Raw genomic sequence first — 24,308 nt, forward strand, 5'->3', positions numbered from 1 at the left:
TGTCATTGAATTGCTCAAAATTTTAAACTTAATGGATACAATAATATTTTTTCTAATAAATCTTGTTATGAACTATAATAAAAACTATGTAATTTAAAACAAAACACACTCTGTTTTTTCATCAGAGTGTGTTTTTTAGATTTATTTATCGTAGTTATTATCTTTAGTTTTCATTCTAAAAATATAAGCAAGACTTATAATAGATAAAACTAATATATAAGGATATATACGTGAAAAATCATCACCAGTCTTTGGATTTCTTGGTTTTTCTGGTGGAGTTTCTGGTTTAATTGTATTTGTTAATACAAAACCTTCTTTTGCATTTCCACTTATCTTGCTTGTATATCCAGCAACTTTTTCTTCACCTATTGTATATTTTATTTCCTTACCATCTTCATATTTATCAAGATCTTCAAATACAACTTTCCAACCATCTTTTGCTGTTACTTTTCTTGTTTGGAAAATTTTACCATTTTTATATAAGTTTATTGTGATTTCTTCTGGTCTTTTGCCTGATGCATTGTCCTTATCTTCCCAGACTTTTTCCACAGATACACTTACTTTTTCTGGTGGAGTTTGTGGTGGAACATATGTGTTTGTAACTTCCACAAGCAATGCTTCTCTTAAATGAATCTCTTTGGCATATTTAATAATGTAACTATCATAATTTTCTTTTTCTAGTTTAATAAATGAATCTAAATTATCTGAATTAAATTCTACATCTTTATCATCTAATTCAAAAACTTCATAACGATAGTTTCCTTCTTTTAGAACTTTTATCAATTCATCATTAGAGTAATCAAGGGTTATATCTTGACCTTTAGCATCCTTACCTGTAGCTCTTAAAATAACATCGCTCACTTTAATATCATTTTCGAAATTATCTATTTTCTCTTCTTCTACAGAATGCACCTTATTTTTAAGTTTTCCATCTACATTGGTTAAAACTTTTTTCCAACCATTTTCTTTTGTAAGTTTAACTTCTTCTCTATTACCTTCATTGTCTGTCAATACTACTGTTATTTCTTCAGGAATATTGTTTTTTCCTCCAATCCATTTTTTAGAAATTTCAATTTCACGGCTTGGTTTATAATGGTTTACTACTTTTATTTGATAATCTTCATCATCTTTGATTGGATTTATTAAATTGGTTCTTTCATGATTATCATAAGGTGGGTTTGCTTCTAACTTTTCAGCTATAAACAAATCTGAATAAGGCACCCCGTCAATCACAAGACGTGGAAGATAAAGAGCATATTCCCCATTTTCATCTTTCTTTAAATAGAAATTATATTCATCAAGTCCAGGCTCATTTCTAATTAAATCATAATATCTTACTGGTATTGATTGACCATAATTATTTATTTTAACAGTTTCAAATTCTACATATTTTTTTAAATCTGTATATGTTAATCCATCATATTCATGGGAACTAAATTCAAACCCTTTTTGATCAATTAATTTATCTTCAAGATATAGATTCATTTTTATATCTCTGTAAGTACCATCTTCATTTTTGTAAATATGTGAGCTGAAATGTCCACTAGTAGATGTTACATAATTTTCCTCTTGACCTTCTTCTTGGAATGTATCCGCATAACCTACACGTATTTTAAATTCGCTAGATTTTTTTATGAATTCCGGAGCAAAGATACCTGAGCTTTCTTCTATAGTATATCTACCAGCATTTAAAAACATATTATATAAATTATTAAACTGACCTTCCCAATTATTACCCTCATTTAGATTAAGTTTTTTATAAATAGGATTGCCTTCTTTATCAAATTCTTCAACAATTCTATTTCCATCTAAAAGTAGATATAAATCAATAGATTCTGGAATATCTTCTTTTTTGATATTTTCCCAGTCTTTTTTCACTTTTAATCTTCCATATTCGGAGTTTGTAAGTGTGAAGTTATGAGATTTTTCTTCTTTAGTTATATCTTTGGTTTCATCGAGCTTATGAGCAGTAAATCCAACATTTTCAGCATATCCTGAAATCCATAAATAAGGAATTTCTAAAGTAAGTGTTCCATCTTCGTTTTCTGTAAGTATAAATGCATATCCTTGATTTTTATTATGATATCCTTTTACACTACCCCATCCTTCATACTCGGTAAATTTACGATCTTCTCCATAGTATTTTATTTCTGAAATTTCTTTTAGTAAAATTGGATGGTAAATTTCAGCTTTTCCACCAGTAGCCTCTCCTATTTTTGTCTGAGCTATTCTATTAAGAGATTTAGTTGATGAATTATATAGATATAAATACAAGTCTTTTTCTCTACGAGCGACTTCATCATCATGATCTTCATGATATTTTCTTTCAATTTCTAATCCGCCAGCCTTAACCGTATTTTTATCTTCGCCTTTAGTTTCAACCATGTCTACTACAAAGTCTTCACCTTGTTCTACAGCTAAATATTTATATCCTTTTTCCTCTAATTCTTCAGCAGTAAAAGGCAGACCTCTATCCATGCTGTAGGCTCCATCTGGTAGACCTATATCAGAAAAGTCGTTTATTTTTAATTTTTCTAAAAGTTCTTTCTTATTTGCACCATTGAAATAGTTGGTGTCAAATTTGCTATGCCAATTATTTTCTTCCCCTAAAGTAATTTCTCCATATTTAAATAGATTATTATCTTTTCCATAATTAGCTTTTACATAATCATAATCTTTATCTAGAGGGACAATAAATAAATTAACCTTAATTTCTTCTGGAATTTTATTTTTATCAATTTTTTCATCCCATTTTTTATTTAATTCAATAGCATAGTCACCATTATCTTTTGGCGTTGTTATATTAGCGTTAGATCCTACTCCACCACCATTGTTAGCTTGATTGCCTAAAACAAAAGTTTTAGAATTTGACCACGCCTCTTTAATAAGTTCATCACTATAATGAGTTTTTAAATGTGTATATAAAGAATGATAAGAAAGACGTTCTGGAATTTCGACTCCTTCTTCTTTTACCTTTCCATCTTCTATAAATTTGATTATATTTTTTTCTTTAGTAACTGGTGAAATATGTGAATAGAATTCATCTTTAATATTGATACCATTTAAATTGAAAAACCAAGTTTTTTCAGAAAATGTAATATCTTTACCATAACTAGTAGCTTCATTGTTATAGACATAAACACTATGGCCATCACCAATATGGACAAAACCTGTTGGACAATTCCATAGTCCACCACCGTTGCTTCCACCAATTATGCTAGAAGTTACTTGTCCAAATGCTTTATTTTCAGTAATAAGTATGTCTTCTAATTTTTGTGTAATTGGTGGGAAAGAAGCATAAACCCCTCCTCCAAATTGTGAAGCTTGATTATCTAAAATCATTGTTCTATCAAGTTTCACATCATTACTATCTACATAGATTCCACCACCAGAGCTCATCGCTCTATTTTTATAGATTAATCCACCATCTATATGAGCTTCTGCCTTACTTTCTTTAATAAATTTTTTATAATTTGTATTTACTGATGCCTTTTCAGCACCTAAGATATTACTTGGACTACCTATGTATTGAGAAGATACACCTATACCTCCACCAGTTCCAAATGACTTGTTTCCAACTATAATACCATCAGTCATGGTAATCTTTGATTTTGGAAAACCGTTTAATCCTCCACCCATTTGGAATCTTGTTGCTGATAGATTATTAGCAATAATACCACCATTTATAGTGACTTCAGCAGGATTTCCACTTGAACCCCAAAGGTCACCTGCGAAAACTCCCCCTGTTAAACCTCCATGGTTGTTATCAATAAGACCATTGTTCATTGTGAATGTTCCACCTGGTCTTATATAGACTGCACCAGCAGCTGTTGGACGAGTATAATCTTCGTCTATTTGTTCAAAGGAAGTATTCTTAGAAATTCTACCTCCTTCCATGATGAACTTAGCACCTGAGTTTACTTTAACAGGGGCAGTATATCCATGCTTATTATATGAATTCATGATTACAGCATTTTTCATAGTTACTTGGCCATCTACATTTATCACAGAACCATAACTGTCAAATTCAGTTTGAACTTCATCTTTATTACCATCTATGTAAATTGCTGAGTCTTCTGTACCTAGGGTTAATTTACCATTAACTCTAAATAAACTATTATTAGCAAAACTGCTAGATCTTTTTATGATTTTATCTCCACGATCTGCTGATGGAAGTGGATTTTTTTCTAAATCAGATTTTTCTAAAGCTTCCTGCCCTCTAGCTCTACCTTCTTCAATTATCTCTCTTTGCTTAGCTTCTCCTTGATTAGCGTAGTCAGCAGGTCTTTTAATAGGATTCCAAATATCTTCTCTTCTGTCATTATCTGCAGTCAAGATAATATCTTGGTCTTTAGCTATAGTCAAACTTTCAGTAAAATCAAAACTCTTCATGATTTTAATCGTAGTTTGTTTATTTCCAGCTTGTGCAATTGCTTCTTTTAGTTCATCAAAAGAAGATACTTCTAAAACTCCATTTACATTGTTGATTGCTAGTTGTTGTGCAGGTTTTTCTTCAGCACTTACTTCTAATTTATCAACAGATTCTTGTTCAGAACTATTTTCTTCTTCAACTTCCTTTTTAGATTCATCTTTTACTTTATCTACATCCTCTTCTTTATCTACATCCTCTTCTTTAATATCATTTTCTGCAGCTTCTCCTGCAGTTGCTTTCTCTTGAGACTCTGTAGGCTCTAAAATTTCCTCTGTAGAGTTATTTTCTAACTTTTCTTTCGTTTCTTTTTCAGGATCATTTTCTATAAGATCTGAAGAATCTTCTACAGAATTGTTTTTCAACTCTTCTAACAACTCGATTTCCGAATCATTTAGCGATTCAGCTCTTGATACAATTGGAAAATTTAATATCATAGCCGCTATTAGTATAAAAAGTATAAAATTTTTCTTATACTTTCCAAATCTAAAACCACTTTTTCGGTTTTGCATTGTATTCATATTAACCTCTCCTTAAAAATACTAATAATATATTTATATGTACATATCACATAATGTGTAATCTTTGGTTAAAATTATATCACTTTGCGTCTTATACTTCAATGAAAGATAAAGTGAATATCAATATTAAAGATATGTTTTATAATAATGACTAAAAAAAGTAATATCGTTCATTTGCTTACCTATAAATTTTCAGGGTATGATTGTATTATTATAAATGAATAATTTTAAGGAGTTTTCAATGTATTTAATATCTATTATTTTATTAATTTTACTTATTCCCCAAGTTTATTATTTTATAAAAGAAAGAAAGTATGAATCTTTAGGAATGTCTAAAAAATTTTTCAAACGTAATACAGTGTATAAAGAAGATAATTATGAAGAATTGTATTTAACAAATACTGATGGCTTTGACCTTTTTGTAAGAATACTAACTTGCGATAATCCTAAAGGCATAGTACATATAGTTCATGGAGTGGCTGAACACTCTGAAAACTATATGGATTTTGCTAAATTTTTAAATGATAATAATTATATTGTTGTAATGGATGATCACAGAGGTCATGGTAGATCTATATCAACTGCCTATCCTAATGGTTATATGGCTCGTGGTCAAGAGCTAGTAGATGATGAAGTCATGCTTGCTCGTTATATGCAAGAAAAATATCCTGAATTAAAATACTATATGATTGGTCATTCAATGGGATCTATGATAGCTAGATTATTTTTAAGAGAAAATGACATCTTATTAAACAAATTGATTGTAACAGGTACTGTTCCTGTAAATAAATTTGCATGGTTAGGTGTGTTTTTCGAAAATATTTTCTGCTTCTATTTAGGAGAACAAACTAAGAGTAGCTTAATATACAAGATTATAGGAGCTGAGGACTCTAATTTTATAAGTTACAATCAAGAAAATATTGACTACAAAGATAATGATCCTATGAGAATATCCAATTTTAAAATCGCTTATTCAAGAGCTTTAATTGAATTAAATATGATGTTAGGAAAAAAATCTAAGTATTTGATAAATAATCCAAATCTTGAAATCTACAATATGGTTGGAGAAGATGATATCATAACAAAAGGTAAAGATGGTGTGAAATCCAGTCTAGATTTTCTATCAGATATTGGATATAAGAATATATCATCAAAGACCTATCCAAATATGAAGCATGAAATATTAAATGAAAAAGATAATGATGTAGTTTATGCGGATATATTGAAGTATTTGGAAAAATAAGATTTTTCTTTAAGATAATTTTACTTTGAAGATTTTATTCAAAATCTAAAAAAGAAATTTACTATAAAAATATAGACTTAAACCAGAGGCAAATATTTGTCTTTAGTTTAAGTCTATATTTTTGTATAATTCTATTTTAAATAGTGTATTTGCGTTTTTTATTATTTCTCTACACATGATGTTGTTAACAGTGATATGGTTATAAAGCACAACTTTTTTTCAATAATAGAAAACAATAAACATCAGATAATATATTTTATTATGTCTTTGTTTTATAAATACGACTTTCAAAAATTTCAATTGACTTATCAGGACTTTAAAAGTATAATATAGTCATTAAAAGTCTTATTCGGTATTGTATTAAGTAACTTAACGACTTATATCAATATTAAATTTCATTTTTATTGACTGTAAAGGAGTATGAATATGAACTTCGCCACAAAATTAAAAAAATTAAGAACAAAAAATAACTTAACCCAAGAAGATCTAGCTAAAAAGTCTGGTATCTCCATAAAATCTATTTCAAGATATGAGCTAGGTGAAACAATCCCACGTTCTAGAAAATATTATGAGAAACTCGCAAACGCTCTAGATGTTGATATTGACTATCTTTTCTCACAAGAAACTAATTTTTTACTAAATGCTAGAAAAGAATTTGGTTATAAGGGAGCAAAAGACGCTGAAGAAATAGTTAACGGCATGATTGGACTAATGGCTGGTGGAGAATTGCCAGAAGAAGATAAAGCAACAATACTAAACGCAATGCAAGAAGCTTTTTACATGGCAAAAATTGAAAATAAGAAATATACACCAAAGAAATATAAGATTGAAGAAGAATAATATCTATATATCATTATTGAAAGGAGGGTTTCATGACTCATCAAAATTCTACTATATATGATGACGTTCAAAATTTAATAAAATTACATGGTACTAGAGACCCTCAAATTATTTTGAAAGAAAGAAATGTAGTACTTGTACCTTTTAAGGAAAAAACAAAGTTGTTAGGAATGTATAAAGTCATTCTTAGAAATAAATTTGTATTTTACAATCCCTATGTTGATGAACGAATATTGAATATGGTATTTGCTCATGAACTTGGCCATGATTTATATCATAGTAATCTAGCTCAAAATAAAGAAATAATCGAATATGAACTCTTCAATATAACTAACACTACCGAGCTCGAAGCAAATATATTTGCAGCCCATCTTCTAATAGATGAAGATGAACTTATGGAACATATTTTACTTGGTGAAAATTATGAATCTCTAGCTAGCATATTTAAAGTAAATATTAATCTAATGATATTTAAATTAAATGAAATGTATAGAATGGGTTTTCCAATTAATAGACTAAATTTACCGCATAACAATAAGTTTTTTACAAAAATTGATGGAACTGATAAAGGAAACCATGAGCTTTTTTAAGATTAATTTAATAAATAATATTACATAAATTAAAAGGAGGTATAGTATGGGGTTAATCAATTATTCTTTAGAGCCCAAGTCTGATATTGCTTTTATAGATATGAAAAGTTTTTATGCAAGTGTTGAATGCATAAAAAGAAATCTAAATCCTCTTACTACATCTCTTTGTGTAATGAGTAATTCAGATAACTCTTATGGCCTTACTTTAGCCAGCAGTCCTACATTTAAAAAAGTTTTCGGAAAAGAAAATGTAGGTAGAGCTAGAGATCTTCCTTTTGATATAGAAACAAGAAAATTTTCTTATGAAAATGCAAGAAAACAAAATATAGATATTACTAAAGAATATATAGAACATGTAGAAAAGTGGGCAAAAAAAACTTTAATTGTCCCACCAAGAATGAGTTTATACATTGAAGAAAACTTAAAAATTCAAAAAATTTTTCAAAATTATACTGCAAATAATGAAATACATCCCTATTCTATTGATGAGGCATTTATTGATTTAAGCGGTTCCTTAAATTATTTTGTTCCTAATAAAAATATAAGTATAAGAGATAAATTAGATTATGTTTCAGCAAAGATTCAAAATGAAATATGGAAAGAAACAGGAATATATTCCACCGTTGGTATGAGTAATTCTAATCCATTACTTGCTAAATTGGCTCTTGATAATGAAGCGAAAACAACAAAAACAATGAGAGCTAATTGGTCTTATGAAGATGTTGAAACTAAAGTCTGGAATATAAAAAATCTCACAGATTTTTGGGGGATTGGAAATAGAACTGCTAAAAGATTAAATAAACTTGGGATACATACAGTAAAAGATTTAGCTACTTCTAATCCTGATATTTTGAGAAGAGAATTTGGGGTAATAGGACTTCAATTATGGTTTCATGCTAATGGTGTCGATGAATCAAAAGTAACTATTCCCTACAAAGCTAAATCAAAAGGATATGGTAATTCTCAAGTGTTACCAAGAGATTATCATAATCAAAATGAAATTGAGATAGTTTTAAGAGAGATGGCAGAGCAAGTAGCTACAAGAATTAGAAGAAAAAATAAAAAGACAAGTCAGATTTCAATCTATATTGGTTTCTCTTATAAAGAAAACAAAAAATCTATTAAAGCTCAAAAAACTATTAATCCAACATATTCTACTAAGACTTTATCAAATGAAGTAATCAATCTTTTCAGAGAAAAATATGAAGGTGGTTCCGTTAGAAATATTGGTGTTAGTTATGGAAAATTAGTTGAAGATAATTTTATAACTTATACTCTTTTTGATGATATTGAAAAATTACAAAAACAAGATAGTTTAGATAAAACTATTGATGAAATAAGAGATAAATTTGGTTACACTTCTATCCTTTCAGGAACATCTTTAATTGAAGGATCTAGAGTAATTGAAAGAAGTAAATTAATCGGAGGTCATGCTGGTGGATTGGACGGTATTATATGATTATAAGAGATTATTTACCCTATGAATCGGCAAGATATTATGTAGATAGAGGTATGGCAAAATGGATGGGCTTTTTTATTTCTGAGCATACTAGTGCTCTATTACAAATGGGAAATGAAATAGATCTTTCAAAGCAAATGAATGAAGAAGAAATTCTTATGCTATTAGGACAAGTTTATCTTAATAAACTCGATATTCTTTTATATGTAAAAGATACCCATAAGCCTTTTATTGGACAAATAGTAGATATAGAAAACCTAACTATTTACTTTAGAACAGATAATGCAGTTAAAAACATTTATTATAAAGACATTATTAGATTAAATCTTTTGGAGGATAAATCATGAACGAATTACAAAAAAACAGTATTCAATTTGATTATTTCTCGAAAAATTATAAGAATTTTGAAAAAGACTTTTATAAGTTTGCAGACATAAACATACCTCTTACTTTTTTAGTCGATGATATTCTTTATTACTTAAGTTCATCTAATAGAAATTACTTCATGTTAAATAAGAAAAACTCTAAAGATAATAAAGAACATTACTTCTTCTTTGAAAGAACTCATATCAAGGAAAATAAAAACATCATAAAATTCTCTTATTTAGGTCATCAGTATGGATAGATAATAAATAATATGTAAAATATTATAACTAAGAAAGAATAGATCCAAAACTTGGACATTTAAGCCTAAGTTTGTATAGAAAATAGGACAAAAAAACAGAGACAAATATTTCTAAATATCTCTGTATAAAGTTTAAGTTTTTTTAATCACTTATAATCTAAGAATTCGTACCTATTTTTTTTATAAAATAAAGTGCTAAATTGTCATCATTTTTACAAATTGTATAAGGAGTTAGTATTTCACCTTCATAATACACACCTTTTCCATCCGGTATAAATCCATTTTTTATATACATTCTCTGAGCTTTACCATAACCAGAATGTAATCCTACGCCTATTCCAACAAACTCGCTTGTTTTCTTAGCTAAACATATAATCTCATCTAACAATTTCTGCCCAATACCTTTATTTTGATATTTTTCAAAAACATTAAAATCAACAATTTCAGGAATATTAATCAGACTAAATGGACCACTTATAGGATTTTTTATAAGAGTAATATATCCCATTACTTCATTGTTTTCTTCATAAACCAAAACAATCCTTTTTCCAACTTGTTGTTCGTAAAAATAATCATTCAATACTTTTTCTCTAGACTCCCATCCTTGTTCAATAAAATTTTTATTTATAGATAATATATGATCTTTAGTTAATCTTGTTATCATCTCTACTCTCCTAAATTTTTGGTATTTATTATAGTTTTTTTTATTTCAATTGCTACTTCTGGTAAGATTATTGGTTCTTATTCAAATGTATTTACATATATAGGTATATTAGATTGTAGTCATTTCCTTCTATTTCCTCTATATCTGATAAATGTGCATATTTACCTTGACTTAAACCTATGTTTTTTCTTAAATCTTTTAATCTTTTCCCAAATTCCTATAACAAATAAATCATCACCTTTTTACACTTATTTTAATAATATACTATATTTTTTATAGGGTATTAGTCAACAGTCTATGAGTACATCTTAGTTTCTTTTAAAAATATAGAGGCAAATATTACTAAATTTATACTATTTAAAATTCAAAATTTTTATCTCTTACTAATCTTTTTTATTGTTCTTTAGATTATATTATTATCATCTTAAATCTAATCTTTTCCGTATATAAATATAATACTAATTCACTGGAAAAAATATATTAAAGTGGTATAATATAATTATATAAAGGGTAGTAATTATTCTGAAACATTGAATAAGCTAGACCGATGAACGTAGGAATGCTACGCTCTTCGATCTAGCTTTTTTTATTTATAAAAGAAAGGAGGTATCGATGCAAATAAAAAAGTTCTAAACAATAATTTTGTTATCGTTGGTAATAACGAGGAAAAAATTCTTATGGGAGTAGGATTAGGCTTCGGGAAAAAGCCAGGTGATAATGTAGATGAATCAAAAATTATGAAGATATTTGATTTATCTAATCCAGCAATAAATAAAAACTTTATGGAACTTATAAACGATATACCAATCGATGTTATTGAAGTTTCAGAAAAAATAATTTCTAATATAAAGTTGGAAATGGGAGAAAAAATTAATGACATTATATACATAAATATAATTGATCACATAAACTCTTCACTAAAAAGATACAAAGAAGGTATTGTCATTACTAATAATTTACTTCCAGAAATAGAAAGATTTTATTCTAAAGAATTTAATTTAGCTAAGGATGCTGTTAAAACTATTAACGAGAGTTTTAATGTTAATCTAAGTTTTGATGAAGTTGGTTTTATTGCTCTTCACATTGTAAACGCAACAATTACAGAATCCCAAGACTTATTCTCTTATAAAATTACAGAAATGATGAAAGATGTTCTTAATATTGTTAAGAGATATTTTATAATTGAATTTGATGAAAACAGTTTATATTATTATCGTTTTATTACACATTTAAGATTTTTTGGTCAAAGAATGTTTGTATATCAGTCTTATGAAAATAATAATTATGATGATTTATTGGAAATGATAAAAGAAAAATATAAAAATTGTTTTCAATGCGCAAACTTAATAAAATCTTATATCGAAAAAATTTATAATAAGCAAGTAACAAAAGAAGAATTGTTATATTTAACCATTCATATACAACGAGTTATAGAAGAATCTAAAAAAAATAATAAAGGAGATTAATATGGGAAAATATATAGACTTAGCTAAAGAAATAATTGAAAATTTAGGTGGTAAAGAGAACATTAAAAATGTTACCCATTGTATGACAAGATTAAGATTTGAAGTAAAAAACTTTAATGAAATTAACGATAAAAAATTAAAAGAAAATCCAAATATAATATCTACAAATAAGTCTGCCGGTAAATATCAAGTAATTGTTGGAAATATAGTTGGTGATGTTTACGATGATATAGTTTCAATAATAGGAATTAATATAGTTGATGACTCCCCAGAAAAAGAAGAAGGCTTAGTCAATAAATTTATAAATGTTATAACTAGAATTATCACACCTACACTAGGAGTTCTTGTATCAACCGGGTTATTAAAGGGTTTAATCTCAATATTAATTGCTACAAATTTAATAAAAGATAGTTCTGGAACATATATTATTCTAAACGCTTTAGGAGATGCTCTATTCTACTTTTTCCCAATAATATTAGGATATACAAGTGCTGAAACTTTTGGACTAAATAAGTTTATAGGAATGATATTAGGAGCTACTCTAATTTATCCTGGAATAAATGAGGCTATGTTAGGGGGAGATTCTCTATTAAAAATATTCAGTGAAAGTCCTTTTGAAATGGTAGCATTTAAATCTTTCTTAGGACTCCCAATATTTTTCCCAGGAGCAGGATATTCTACTACAGTTATCCCTATAATTTTGGTTACACTATTTGCTTCAAAGGTTGAAAAGTTATTAAAAAATTATATTCATGATATAGTAGGCTTTGCTTTTGTTCCATTTCTAACATTAGTAATATCAGCTCCGCTTAGTTTTTTAATTATTGGTCCAGTTGCCAATATTCTTCAATCTTTTATTGGATGGATAACTGTTTCTTTATATAAATTAAGTCCTATACTTACAGCTATTATAGTTGCATTAATATATCAACCATTAGTTATTTTTGGTTTACATTGGCCTTTAATAACTCTAGCAATAACAAACTTCGGTACTTTAGGATATGATTTTTTATGGCCAATGATGTTTACCGCATCATTCGCTCAAACAGCTGTTACAATGGCTGTAGGTTTTAAAACAAAAAATAAGAAGCTTAAAGCAACTTCAATACCTGCAATAATTTCAGGTTTTATGTGTATTATTGAACCAGCAATATATGGGTTTACATTAAAAGATAAAAAGCGATTTGGTATAAGTTGTATAAGCGCCGCAATAGGTGGTGTAATTATAACATTATTTAATGCCGTACAATATTCTTTAGGTATTGGGTTGTTAGGTTTTAGTGGATTTATCAACCCTAACGGTGAAACTAGAAATCTAATCATAGCCTTAATAGCAACTTTAATAACTATGATTGTAGCCTTTGTTTTAACAGTTATCACTTTTAAGGAAGTAGATGATGATCCTATTCAATCAGATAAAGAAAATAACGATAATGAAAACTTAAATAAAATAGAAATATACTCACCTGTAGAAGGTAATATTGTTGATTTGGAAAGTGTAGAAGATAGTACATTTAGAAATGAATTACTAGGAAAGACTGTTGCAATTGAACCAGAAATAGGAGTTATAGTTGCTCCTTTTGACGGAGAAGTTATATCTATGTTCTCAACAGGACACGCTGTCGGTCTTAAGGGGTATAATGGAGAATCAGTTCTTATCCACGTTGGACTAGATACCGTAAACTTGAAAGGTAAACATTTTTCAAAAATTGTAAATGAAAATTCTAAAGTTAAAAAAGGAGATATTTTAATAAAATACGAAATAGAAAAAATTAGAGAAGAAGGCTATGATCCTACTGTAATAATAATATTAGAAAATTCTGAAAGCTTCAAACATGTAAATAAAACGTACAAAGATAAAATAAGCTTTATAGATAAACTGTTTTATTAATACTTTTATATTAATTGGAGGGAAAATGAAAAAAACAGATAAAATTAAAGGAATGCTTTATGGAGTTGCTCTTGGCGACGCTTTTGGTATGCCTACTGAAATGCTTAGCCGGGAAACGATCAAAAAAAACAATTTAGATTTTAGCGAACCTTTTGAGAGTCTTGATTATAGCATCATTTCAAAAAATAGACAGGCTTATTCTATAACTGATGATACTATGAATACTTTAATGATTATGGAAATGCTTAAAGAAAATAATGGTAAAGTTAATTCTACGAATTATTTAAGAAAATTAAAATATTGGAGCACTAATTCTCCAATCGCCAGTTTTGTTACTGGTCCATCAACTTCTAAAGCACTAAAAGAAATAGAAGAAGGGAAAAGTATTGAAGAATCTGGAAAATTTGGAACTACTAATGGTGCAGCTATGAAAATATTACCTATCGGTTTAATCTCCGATTATATAACTCCACATAAATTAATAGAAAATGTAGTAAATATATGTAAAGCAACACACAATACTAATATAGCTTTAAGTGGAGCTTCAATTATAGCAGCCATAGCATCTTACTTCTATCAAGGCGGGAATAATATTGATGAAATGTATAGTATTGTATATGATGTTTATGAAAAAACAAAATATTTAGGTTTTCAATGGCCGAGTGCAAGCTTAAGTTACAGGATAAAACAAGCTAGAATAATTGTAGAATTATCTAAAAAAGGTATTTCTGAAGAGGAAATTCTAGACAAATTATATTCAGAAATTGGATGTAGTATGGAAACAATAGATACTATACCTGTAGCGATCGCTTTATTTGATTTGAGTAATGGAAATGCATTAAAATGTGCAAAACTATCTTCTATGATAGGAGGAGATACTGATACTATAGGAGCTATAGCAACTGGAATTTGTGGTATTTACAAACCTCAAACTATTCCTTTAGAAATGATTAAACAAATTGAAAAAGTTAATATGATTAATTTTAATGATTATATTCTATAAGAATAAAATTTGATATTAACAATATTTTTACATTAAAAATAACCCTTCTTTTAAAATTTCGAATAATAATCAATCAAAAAAATCCATGAACAATTCTGAATGTCCATGGATTTTTTTACATTTTAAATATTCTCCAATAAGAAAATCAAGTTTAATTTTCATATATCTTTATCGATACAAAATCATAAGGTTTAATTTCATCCTGCATAGCTATAACTTCTTCAATAGCATTTACAAATTTATAATTATCGTCTAAGTTTAAATTTTCTAACTTCATTGATTGTGACGTAGGATTATTTAACCTTACAATTATAGCATTATCGTCATAATACGAGTTATAAACTGCACTTACATAATACCCTTCAAAATTTAACAATGAAATATCTTTTCTCCTATGCTTACAAATATTATTTGGAGTATATTTTTATATTCTTCAAATTGTTGAATATTGTTTTTATCTAAAAATCATTACTAATTATAATCATTCATTTTATGATTGATTTTAATTTTAAATCTATTTATACTACCATTTAAAACTGGTGGAAAGTAAACATAATTCTGCTAATTTTCCAACTCTGTCCCCAAACTTAGAATATCAACATAATCTTGATAAATAAAAACTCTATTTCTTTCCTGATTATTTGCCAGTTTCAAAATTCCTATTTTCTCTAATCTTTGTACAGCTTTAGAAATTGTATTATATGACATAGATAGATCTTTTGCAGTCTTTGAAATGTCGATAATTGGATGTGATTCTAAATATTGAAATACTTTTTTTACAGTTTCTTGAGTACTTTTTGTAAATTGTTCATTTTCAATAAGTTTAATATTTTTTTCTTTTAAACTGATTAGTTTATCGGCAGTTTCTATAGCTGATTTGCCACTTTTGTAAATAGCTTCAAGGAAAAATTTTATCCATTGTTCATAATTTCCTGTATCTCTTACAGCAGTCATTCTGTCATAATATTCAATTCTATTTTGTTTCAAGTAGTACGAAATATATAGTGCAGGGGTTTTTATAACTTTCTTTTCAAGTAAATAAAGTATAATTAATAGTCTTCCTATACGTCCGTTTCCATCTAAAAATGGATGTATCGATTCAAATTGATAGTGGATTAATGCAATTCGAATTAAATGATCTAAACCATTTTCTTCATTTATATACTTTTCTAAATCCGATAAGGCTACTTTCATATCATCGACAGCAGGAGGAATATATCTTGCATTTTTAAGTGTAGATCCAAGACCCCCTATCCAATTTTGACTTTTTCTAAATTCTCCAGGATTCTTTTCTTTGCCTCGCACCCCAGATAGCAAAATTTCATGTGTCTCTAATAAAAGTTTGCTACAAATTGGCAATGTATTCAATCTTTCAATTGCATAATTCGTTGCTTTTACATAATTCACAACTTCCTCAACGTCAGCATTTATATTAGAAGATATTTCCGGATTAAAAATATCCTCTAGTGTCGCCTGTGTTCCCTCAATTTGAGAAGACAAGAGTGCTTCCTTTTGAACATACATAGAAACAAATAAATCCATATTTGAAATGTTTTTCGCTCTGTCATCAAGTATCGCTAACACATTATGAGCTTTTACTAAAATTTCAATAATATCATCATTAATTTCTATTGGTGGATTAGGAGGCAATTTTGTCGGCATAAATGAAAAATACGATAGTTCTCCTGATAATTGTTTTCTAAAATTACCAGCTCTCTCTTTTTGCATATTGCTTCTTCCCTTCTTTTGAAATACTAATAGAATTATATCAATCTTATTTCATAAAATCAACATTATTTGAAATAAGATAAGTGTTTTTATCTTTTATTTCAGTAATTTCATTAGTTGCTGGTTTTTCCACTTCTATAAATTGCCCAGAAGTCAAGGCTGCATATTCACCATTTATATATAGATTTACAAAGTTAATTTCAAATCACTAATATCTATTAAAAAAAATTAAACGGAATGTAACTCTGTAGAATACAGATTACATTCCGTTTGAAATATTATTAAATTATATTTGAGACTTTTTAGAAATCATTAAAATTATTCTTCATCTCTCTTTTTACTTATTCTGGTATAAGCTAATAAACTACTTGCAAGGATTATTCCATATGAAAGAAGTCCAAATGAATCTCCTGTTTTTGGGTTCTTTCTTGATTTAGCGTTCTTACCTTTGATTGATTTAGATGGTTTCATAGTTTTATGACCTATTCTTTGTTTTGTTGGTTTTTTACTTTTACTTGGTTTTGTTGGTTTTTCAGTTTCTGTATTTTTAACTATAGTAAAGCTACCAACTGGTGACTTACCATAAGTATAGTTAAATTGGAATGTATGTTTTCCTAGTCCAAGAGTGTTCCAATATTTAGAAAGTACATTTACAATTGTTGACCCTTCGTTAGAAATAAACTCATCTGCAGGAATAAACTTACCATCTATTGAAATTCCTGTGAAATATTTTAGACTTCCATTAGCTCCCAATATTAAATCTTCAACAGACTCTTTTGTAATTTCAGACTTATCACCTTTAATTATCTTAAGAAGTTGCATTGCTTCTACTCTAGCATTAATTTCATTTGCAACTGCTTTTTTGTATTCTTTTTCTTTATCAGCTAATATAGCTTCAGCTTCTTTAAATGTTTCTTCTGCTTGCTTTTTAACTAATTTTGCTGATTCAAGATTTTCTTTAGCTTCTTTTAAAGATTTTTTAGCATCATCAACTTCTTTTTCTTTTTTAGATACTAAGGCATCTGCTTCGACTTTAGTAGTTTCAGCTTTATTTTTCTGATCAAGTTTATCTTCATAATTTTTTAACGCTTCAGTCAATTCTTCGTTAGCAGATTTAACTTGCTCATATTTTTTCTTTGCTTCATCTAAAGCATTTTGAGATTCTTTCTCTTCTTCAGCTTTTGTTTTTACTTCTTTTTGAGCTTCTTGATATTTATTTACAGCTTCTTCTTTGGATTTTTCTTTATTTTGAAAATCTTTATTTGCTTTATCTTTAGCTTCTTGAGATTTTGTTAAATCGGTTTTAGATTTTTCAAGTTTTTGTTTTGCATTTTCAAGATCTTCTGTAGCTTTTGAAATATCTTCATTGATTTTAGATAAATCTTCTTTTGCTTTTTCTAATCCTTCCTCTGCAATAGTCTTTTCTTTATTTTTTTCTTCTAAAGATTTTTGAGCTTTTGTCGTAGATTCTTTTGCAACATTTAGTTCATCTTCCGCTTTTTTCACTTCTTTTTCAATATTTAGAATCTTATTATTTAGGTCTAAATTAGCTTCAATATGTTTATCTAGAGCTTCTTCTGCAATATTTTGATTAGATTTTGCAGTATTTAAATTCTCTTGAGCTTCTTGTGTAGCTTTTTTAGCATCTTCTAATTGTTTTTCTACTTCATTTGATTTAGCAATATTATCATCTTTTTCTTTTTCAGCATTATCTACTGCTTCCTTTTTGCTATTTTCAGCATCTTGAGCTAATTTTAATTTTTCATTTTCTTCTGATTGTTTCTTCTCAGCTTCTTTCAATTCAGCTAATGCTTTGTCGTAAGATTCTTGACCTTCAGGATTTACACCTTCTTTTCTTTGTTTTAGGTCATTATAATATTTCATAAAACGATCTTTGTATTCTTCATAAGTGTAGTCTTGATCTGATGTACCTCTGCCAAATACTTGAGCATGAGATATGTAATATCTAGGAGCATTAGTAGTTGTAGCAAAACCAGTATATAAAAATTCTTTTTTCATTAAGTTAGTATAATGCCCAACAACTCCTGATTTACCTGAAGGATCTACATCATATATAGCTTTCTCAGATGTATACCAAGATGCACTTGATCTAGTATACGGGCTACCGCCACCCCATGATAGGTTTTCACCATTTATTGCGTGATTTACACCCCAGTTTCCTGAATGTCCATTATCTGCATTAGATGAATAATTAGCATTTATTTGAGCTGCGGCCATTAATTCATCTGTTATTTTCAATGCTGACATAGGATCAAAATTATTGTCACCTTTTACTCTGAGATCATTACCTTCTTTTAAAGTTTCAATGGCGATCTTCATATTTTCTAATGAAGTTGCGTCCTTTTCATCTCCTGTTTTAGTATAGTCTTTTATTGGCTTTGTATCTCCTTGAACTACAAAGTTTGTTTCCATTTGTTCCAAGGCTCTTTGTGAGCCCATAGTTTCATAAAAACCTTTAGAACCCTCATTCCATAATTCTTTAGCTTTTTGTATTTCTGCATCGCTAAGAGTCATATTCTTTTTAGCTGTTTCTACAGCTACTTTTGCAGCCTCAACTAATTCGTCAGCTTTATTTTTTTCTTCTGTCGCTTTTGCTGTATTTTCTTTTGCGTTTGAAAGCTCTTCTTTAGCTTTATTCAATTCAAAATCAGATTTTCTTATATCTTCTTTAGCATTATTTAAGCTTTCTTGAGATTGGTTTTCTAATTCTTTTTTATTATCTAATTCTTTACTTAAAGTATCGACCTTGGCTTTAGCAGATTCTACATTTTCTGAAAGACGTTTATGTTCTTTTTCGTATTCATTTTTTTCATGTTTAATTTCTTCTAAAGCTTTTTGTTTTTCTTCTAATTGAGATTCTTTTTTAGTTTCATTTTCTTTAGCTTGATCCAGTTTTGATTTGAAATCTTTCAAATCTTCATTTATTTTATCAAGCTTATTTTGCGCTTGATTTACTTCTTCTTTAGCATCGTCATATTCTTGATTATCTTTTGTAAGCTTTTCAAGGTTTGCCTTAGCTTCTTCTAAAGATTTTTCAGCATTATATTTTTCTGTTATTTTATTTTCTAAATCTTTTTCAACTTTTTCCATTTCAGCTTTAGCTGTTTCTGATTCTTTTTGCTTTTCTTCTAGTTCAGATTTAGCAAGTTCTTCTTTATTTTTTGCCTCTGCAAGTGCTTCCTTTTTACTTGTTAAATCCATTTCAGATTTTTCTAATGATTTTTTCGCTTCTTCCAGCTCCATAGAAGCATTTGGATTTTCTTTTGCTATCTTATTATATTTAGCCTTAGCTTCTTCTGTTTCTTTAGTTACTTTTTCAAGATTTTCTTTAGCTTCTATTTGATTTGATTTTGCTTTTTCTAATTCATCTTTTGCTGTGTTTAGTTTTTCTTGACTAATGTTTAAATTATTAGAAGCTTTTTGTGTATTTTCAGAAGCTCCCTCTAAACTCTTTTGTTTTTCATCAAGTTTTAATTCTTCTTTAGTATTGTCAAGATCTTCTTTTTTATTTTTAATCTCTTGTTCACTTTTTTCTATATTTTCTTCAGCTTCTAATATATTTGAAGGAGCTAATCTACTATATTTTTCAAATTTATTGTTTTCTGTATTTGAAAAAGTTTTTGCTTCTACATATGCTTGTACAGATACATTACTAACTAGTGTACCAACTAAAGTGGTAGCAATAGCCGCTTTAAAACTAATTTTCTTAAAGCTTTTTGAATTTTTCATAAAATATCCCCCCTAAAATTCCTATATGATATTTTCAAATATATAATTCAAGCAATTACCTTCTTGTTTTTAAATAACTTTCTTTGAAAATTATTCAATTTTCATATTTGATATATAATTAACTTTAACAGTTTAATTATATGTTATTTTTATTTTTTATTCAATATATAATGCATATTTAAATGAATACATCTTAGTATTTTTATTTTCATCTATATTTTCAATTATATCTATTCAATATCCCGTTATTTTGCGATAAAAAAAGCATCTAATAGTTTATAGATGCTCTTGTTTTAAATCTCTTATTTAATTCATTTAATCAATTCTTTCAAATACCATTGTTGCTTGTATTTTATCTCCACCTAGAAAACCTTTTGATCCAGATGATGATGTAGTTATAGTGTGTAATCTATACCCTAAAGCTGCCTGTTTATTTATTGTTCTTTGTAAATTTGTTAAACTATTAATTCCTGATCCTGTTCCTAAAAGCTTTTCTGTAAGTACTACTTGTAAAACAACATATTTATCCATTCCTACGCTACTTGATTTACCAACTTCATCATCCCAAAACATATTAAGTTTTCTCCTTTTAACAAATAAATTTTTATTATTATACATTAAAAATATAAATAAGTAAATAAATAACAATAGCAAAACAAAAAGTTGCAAATACATTTTTATGCATTTACAACTCTTATATATATTTAATTGAAAAAAATTATTTTCCATTTATTTTATAATATGTGTCAAATACCCATATCCTTCTTTTTCCATATCCTCCAAAGGAATGAATCTTATAGATGCGCTATTTATACAAAATCTTAATCCGCCAGATTCCTTTGGTCCATCATCAAATACATGTCCTAAATGTGAATCTCCAGATCTACTTCTAACTTCTGTTCTCTCCATATTAAAACTAAAATCTTTATGATAAGTGACTACTTCTTTAGAAATTGGTTTTGTAAATGACGGCCAACCACAACCAGAATCATATTTATCCGTTGAACCAAATAATGGTTCTCCTGTTGCAACATCCACATATATCCCCTTCTCTTTGTTATCCCAATACTCATTTGAAAATGCATGTTCTGTATCATTTTCTTGTGTAACCCTGTATTGAGCTTCTGTCAATTTCTTTTTTAATTCCTCATCTGAAGGTTTTGGATATTTTGATTGGTCAATAATAATTTCATTCGCTTTTGAAATATCAATATGACAATATCCATTTGGATTTTTCTTTAAATAGTCTTGATGATATTCTTCGGCTTCATAGAAATTTTCTAATTTTTGAACTTCTACAACTATTTTATCTTTATATTTTTCTTGCTCTTTTTTCAGTCTTTCTTCGATTATTTTTCTTTCATTTTCATCTGTAAAATAAACACCAGATCTATATTGCGTACCTCTGTCATTTCCTTGTTTATTCAAACTTGTCGGATCTACAACTAAAAGATAATAATCTAGTATTTTCTCCAATGAAATTTTTTCTGGATCATAGTCAACTTTTACAGTCTCAGCATGTTCTGTATTTTTGTACAAAACATCTTCATAAGTTGGATTTTCAGTGTTTCCATTTGCATATCCACTTACAACATCTGCTACTCCATAAACTTTTTCCATATATGCTTCAACACCCCAGAAACATCCACCGGCTAAATATATTGTTTTTAATTTTGTTTTAGAATAATCTATTGAATCATTTGGATTTTCATCATTATTTTCATTTTGATGTTGACTAATAATTTCATCTATTTGTTTTCTTATTTCATCTTTCTTTTTCTCATCACTGTTTGTTACATCTCTTTTGCTTGTACATGCTGTAATTGAAAAAATAACTGCAAATACGATTAATAAAAATCTCTTTTTCATATTTTTCTATTTCCCATCTAATTAAATAAATTGTTGAAAAACGCTGTTACTTTTGGTAATTGGTTACTCATTAACACTATTCCCATTAAGGCTATTAAAATACCACCAATTCGCTTAATCGTAATTAAATGTTTTTCAAAAAATTTAAATTTATTCATCAATACACTTGATGCGATTGCCATTATTAAAAATGGTATCATCAAGCCTATTGAATAAATCAGCATTAAAAATGCTCCATAAAATTGCTGTCCACTACTCGCAGACGTCAACAAGACAGCGGCTAAAACAGGCCCAACACATGGTGTCCATCCTAAACTGAATGATATCCCCATTAAATATGTCCCTAAAGCTTTTTTCTTATCATTCTTAAATCTAATTCCTTTGATTTTATTTATTTTTTCAAAGTGAATTAAGTCCATTTGATGAATACCAAGTAAAAATACTAAAAATCCGGAAATTATAATTACCCATTTGTTATTCAATATCTTTCCTATTATTCCTGCTCCAAAACCTAAAATAACAAAACTAGTTGAAAGGCCTAGAACAAATGCCATCGTCTTTATAATGGCTCCTTTATTAATTTCAAATCTTCCAATTTTAATTTTTTTATATTCCCCTGATTCATCCGTCATGAATCCAATATATGCTGGTATCAAAGGAAATGTACATGGTGCAAAAAATGATAAAAATCCAGCTATAAATACTGAACTTATTAATAATTCATTTTGTATCATGAGACCACCTTAAATTTTATTCTTATATTTCCATACCATATTTATTTTCAAATTCTAGTAAAATATCAAGTAATTGTTTGTTTAAAAATTTTAATGCTTGTTTACGTATATCTGTTGGAACCCCATAATATGCTTCCGCAACAGCTCCACATATAGCTGCTACTGTATCACTATCTCCTCCGATTGATATAGCATTTCTAATAGAATCTTCAAAGTCAACAGATTCAAAAAATGATTGTAAAGCTTGAGGCACGGTGTCTTGTGATGTTTCATTAAACTTATAGGTTTCTCTAATATCATCCAATTTAAAATCTAATGAATAATAATTATCTTTTATATAATCTTTTATTTCTGAAATACTCTTTCCTGTTTTAGCAAGAAATATAGCAACAGCAGTAGCTTCTGCTCCTTTTATTCCTTCTGGATGATTATGAGTTACTTCAGTAACAAGTTTGGATAAAACTTTCGCTTCTTCTAAACTTTCAGCAGCAAATCCAGCTGCACTAACCCTCATAGCTGCACCATTACCGAAGCTATTATATGGTTTAGGATTATCTGAAAACATCCACTGATAAAATCTCCCACCATATCCACAATCAGGATATTCTCTACCAATCTCCTGCATAAATTTAACTGTATTTTCTGATAATTCACTATAGTTTTCTTTACTTTCTAAAATAGCTTTAGCAATTGCTAAAGTCATAATACTGTCATCTGTTGGAAAGCATTCATATGTGAAAAATTCAAATTCTTTACTTCTATGATTATTGAACTCAAATCTTGATCCAACAATATCTCCAATTATTGCACCTAACATAATACACCTTCTTTCCTTTAATTAAACACTTTTTAAACTCTTAAATTTTATTATTCTGATCTACAAATATAGTATGATTATACCCCAAAAATATATCATCTATATATGTAGAACCTATGTGCATAAATATTACAATAAAAAATATATATGAAGTTTTGTAATGTTAAAATACAAACCATCGTCTATGAAATAACTATTAACATATTGTAATATAGCGACAAATCTCTATTTTTCCTAATTTATGAAAACCATATCATGAGTTCTTTACCCATTAAATAAAGTTTCTTTCTAATAAATAAGGTTTTTTATTGTAAAATGGTATAATTAAGATGTATCAAATAAACAATAAAGACTAACTATATGAAGTCAAGTATAAAATAAATAACTTTATGAAAGATATACCAAAAGACAATTTAATAAAAATTTGCATGACAAATAAGCCTTAATAAAAGGCTAGTTTAAAAGATGAAGTTAAGTCTGAGGAACAAATTGAGTGTTTGTTTTAAGTAATTTAAAAATAACTCTAATTAGCTTTTTAGCAACGTGTGTAAGAGCAACGAAGTGGTGTTTACCTTCCTTTCTCTTTCTCTGATAATATTCTTTAAAGCAAGGATCTCTCATAGCTACTAACCTAGCAGCATTGAGGAAAGCCCATCTAAGATATGGAGAGCCACGTTTA

General features: G+C 28.0%; 19 protein-coding genes. 9 read left to right on the forward strand and 10 right to left on the reverse strand.

Annotation, left to right across the window (positions count from 1 at the left end; genetic code table 11):
* Positions 1–141 precede the first annotated feature (141 nt).
* Positions 142–4,950, reverse strand: coding sequence for a Cna B-type domain-containing protein (locus G534_RS0105480; protein ID WP_027348232.1), 4,809 nt, complete (start codon positions 4,948–4,950; stop codon positions 142–144).
* A gap of 217 nt (positions 4,951–5,167) precedes the next feature.
* Between G534_RS0105480 and G534_RS0105485 the strand changes: the two genes are divergently transcribed.
* From G534_RS0105485 to G534_RS0105510, 6 genes are all read left to right on the forward strand, one after another.
* Entirely contained in the window at positions 5,168–6,193 is a 1,026-nt protein-coding gene (locus G534_RS0105485; protein ID WP_240470423.1) for an alpha/beta fold hydrolase, read from the forward strand.
* A 426-nt stretch (positions 6,194–6,619) separates the two neighbouring features.
* Positions 6,620–7,033, forward strand: a complete 414-nt coding sequence (locus G534_RS0105490) for a helix-turn-helix domain-containing protein (protein WP_027348234.1) — start codon at positions 6,620–6,622, stop codon at positions 7,031–7,033.
* Between the two features lie 32 nt (positions 7,034–7,065).
* A complete protein-coding gene (locus tag G534_RS0105495; protein ID WP_027348235.1) occupies positions 7,066–7,623 on the forward strand; it encodes an ImmA/IrrE family metallo-endopeptidase in 558 nt (185 codons plus the stop codon).
* Positions 7,624–7,669: 46 nt separating this feature from the next.
* Entirely contained in the window at positions 7,670–9,082 is a 1,413-nt protein-coding gene (locus G534_RS0105500) for a Y-family DNA polymerase (RefSeq protein WP_027348236.1), read from the forward strand.
* Complete coding sequence (locus tag G534_RS0105505; protein WP_027348237.1) at positions 9,079–9,429, forward strand: hypothetical protein; 351 nt, start codon at positions 9,079–9,081, stop codon at positions 9,427–9,429. Before G534_RS0105500 ends, G534_RS0105505 begins: the two co-directional genes overlap by 4 nt.
* Positions 9,426–9,707, forward strand: coding sequence for a DUF5960 family protein (locus G534_RS0105510; protein WP_027348238.1), 282 nt, complete (start codon positions 9,426–9,428; stop codon positions 9,705–9,707). Before G534_RS0105505 ends, G534_RS0105510 begins: the two co-directional genes overlap by 4 nt.
* 157 nt (positions 9,708–9,864) lie before the next feature.
* Here G534_RS0105510 and G534_RS0105515 read toward each other — a convergent pair whose 3' ends face one another.
* Positions 9,865–10,371 (reverse strand): GNAT family N-acetyltransferase, encoded by a 507-nt coding sequence (locus G534_RS0105515; protein WP_027348239.1) that lies wholly within the window; start codon positions 10,369–10,371, stop codon positions 9,865–9,867.
* Between the two features lie 608 nt (positions 10,372–10,979).
* On the opposite strand from G534_RS0105515, the gene licT reads away from it, so the two are divergent.
* From licT to G534_RS0105530, 3 genes are read left to right on the forward strand one after another with little or no spacing between them, the layout of a single operon-like run.
* Positions 10,980–11,837 carry a BglG family transcription antiterminator LicT gene (gene licT, locus G534_RS0105520; RefSeq protein ID WP_027348240.1) on the forward strand — a complete coding sequence of 286 codons (858 nt, stop codon included), beginning with the start codon at positions 10,980–10,982 and terminating at the stop codon, positions 11,835–11,837.
* 1 nt (position 11,838) lies between these two features.
* On the forward strand, positions 11,839–13,728 hold the full coding sequence (locus tag G534_RS08030) for a beta-glucoside-specific PTS transporter subunit IIABC (protein ID WP_034596033.1): 1,890 nt from the start codon (positions 11,839–11,841) through the stop codon (positions 13,726–13,728).
* A gap of 25 nt (positions 13,729–13,753) precedes the next feature.
* The gene (locus G534_RS0105530) at positions 13,754–14,731 is read left to right on the forward strand and encodes an ADP-ribosylglycohydrolase family protein (protein ID WP_027348241.1); all 978 of its coding nucleotides are present in this window, start codon (positions 13,754–13,756) and stop codon (positions 14,729–14,731) included.
* A gap of 151 nt (positions 14,732–14,882) precedes the next feature.
* Here the strand turns inward: G534_RS0105530 and G534_RS0105535 are convergent, their stop codons facing one another.
* The 8 genes from G534_RS0105535 to G534_RS08820 all read right to left on the reverse strand — a co-directional run.
* The gene (locus G534_RS0105535; RefSeq protein WP_027348242.1) at positions 14,883–15,107 is read right to left on the reverse strand and encodes a hypothetical protein; all 225 of its coding nucleotides are present in this window, start codon (positions 15,105–15,107) and stop codon (positions 14,883–14,885) included.
* Between the two features lie 185 nt (positions 15,108–15,292).
* The gene (locus tag G534_RS0105540; protein WP_027348243.1) at positions 15,293–16,459 is read right to left on the reverse strand and encodes a Fic family protein; all 1,167 of its coding nucleotides are present in this window, start codon (positions 16,457–16,459) and stop codon (positions 15,293–15,295) included.
* Positions 16,460–16,777: 318 nt separating this feature from the next.
* The gene (locus G534_RS0105550) at positions 16,778–20,209 is read right to left on the reverse strand and encodes a CAP domain-containing protein (RefSeq protein WP_027348244.1); all 3,432 of its coding nucleotides are present in this window, start codon (positions 20,207–20,209) and stop codon (positions 16,778–16,780) included.
* Between the two features lie 315 nt (positions 20,210–20,524).
* Positions 20,525–20,782: a DUF4177 domain-containing protein gene (locus G534_RS0105555; RefSeq protein ID WP_027348245.1), complete on the reverse strand. Its 258-nt coding sequence runs from the start codon at positions 20,780–20,782 to the stop codon at positions 20,525–20,527.
* A 156-nt stretch (positions 20,783–20,938) separates the two neighbouring features.
* Complete coding sequence (gene msrAB, locus G534_RS0105560) at positions 20,939–22,078, reverse strand: bifunctional peptide-methionine (S)-S-oxide reductase MsrA/peptide-methionine (R)-S-oxide reductase MsrB (protein WP_027348246.1); 1,140 nt, start codon at positions 22,076–22,078, stop codon at positions 20,939–20,941.
* Between the two features lie 17 nt (positions 22,079–22,095).
* On the reverse strand, positions 22,096–22,812 hold the full coding sequence (locus tag G534_RS0105565) for a cytochrome c biogenesis CcdA family protein (RefSeq protein WP_027348247.1): 717 nt from the start codon (positions 22,810–22,812) through the stop codon (positions 22,096–22,098).
* 22 nt (positions 22,813–22,834) lie between these two features.
* On the reverse strand, positions 22,835–23,629 hold the full coding sequence (locus G534_RS0105570; RefSeq protein ID WP_027348248.1) for an ADP-ribosylglycohydrolase family protein: 795 nt from the start codon (positions 23,627–23,629) through the stop codon (positions 22,835–22,837).
* A 471-nt stretch (positions 23,630–24,100) separates the two neighbouring features.
* Positions 24,101–24,308 (reverse strand): transposase (locus G534_RS08820; RefSeq protein ID WP_027348249.1); only part of this gene is annotated, 208 nt, incomplete at its 5' end.

The sequence above is a fragment of the Helcococcus sueciensis DSM 17243 genome (assembly GCF_000423145.1).
Classification (GTDB): Bacteria; Bacillota; Clostridia; order Tissierellales; family Peptoniphilaceae; genus Helcococcus; species Helcococcus sueciensis.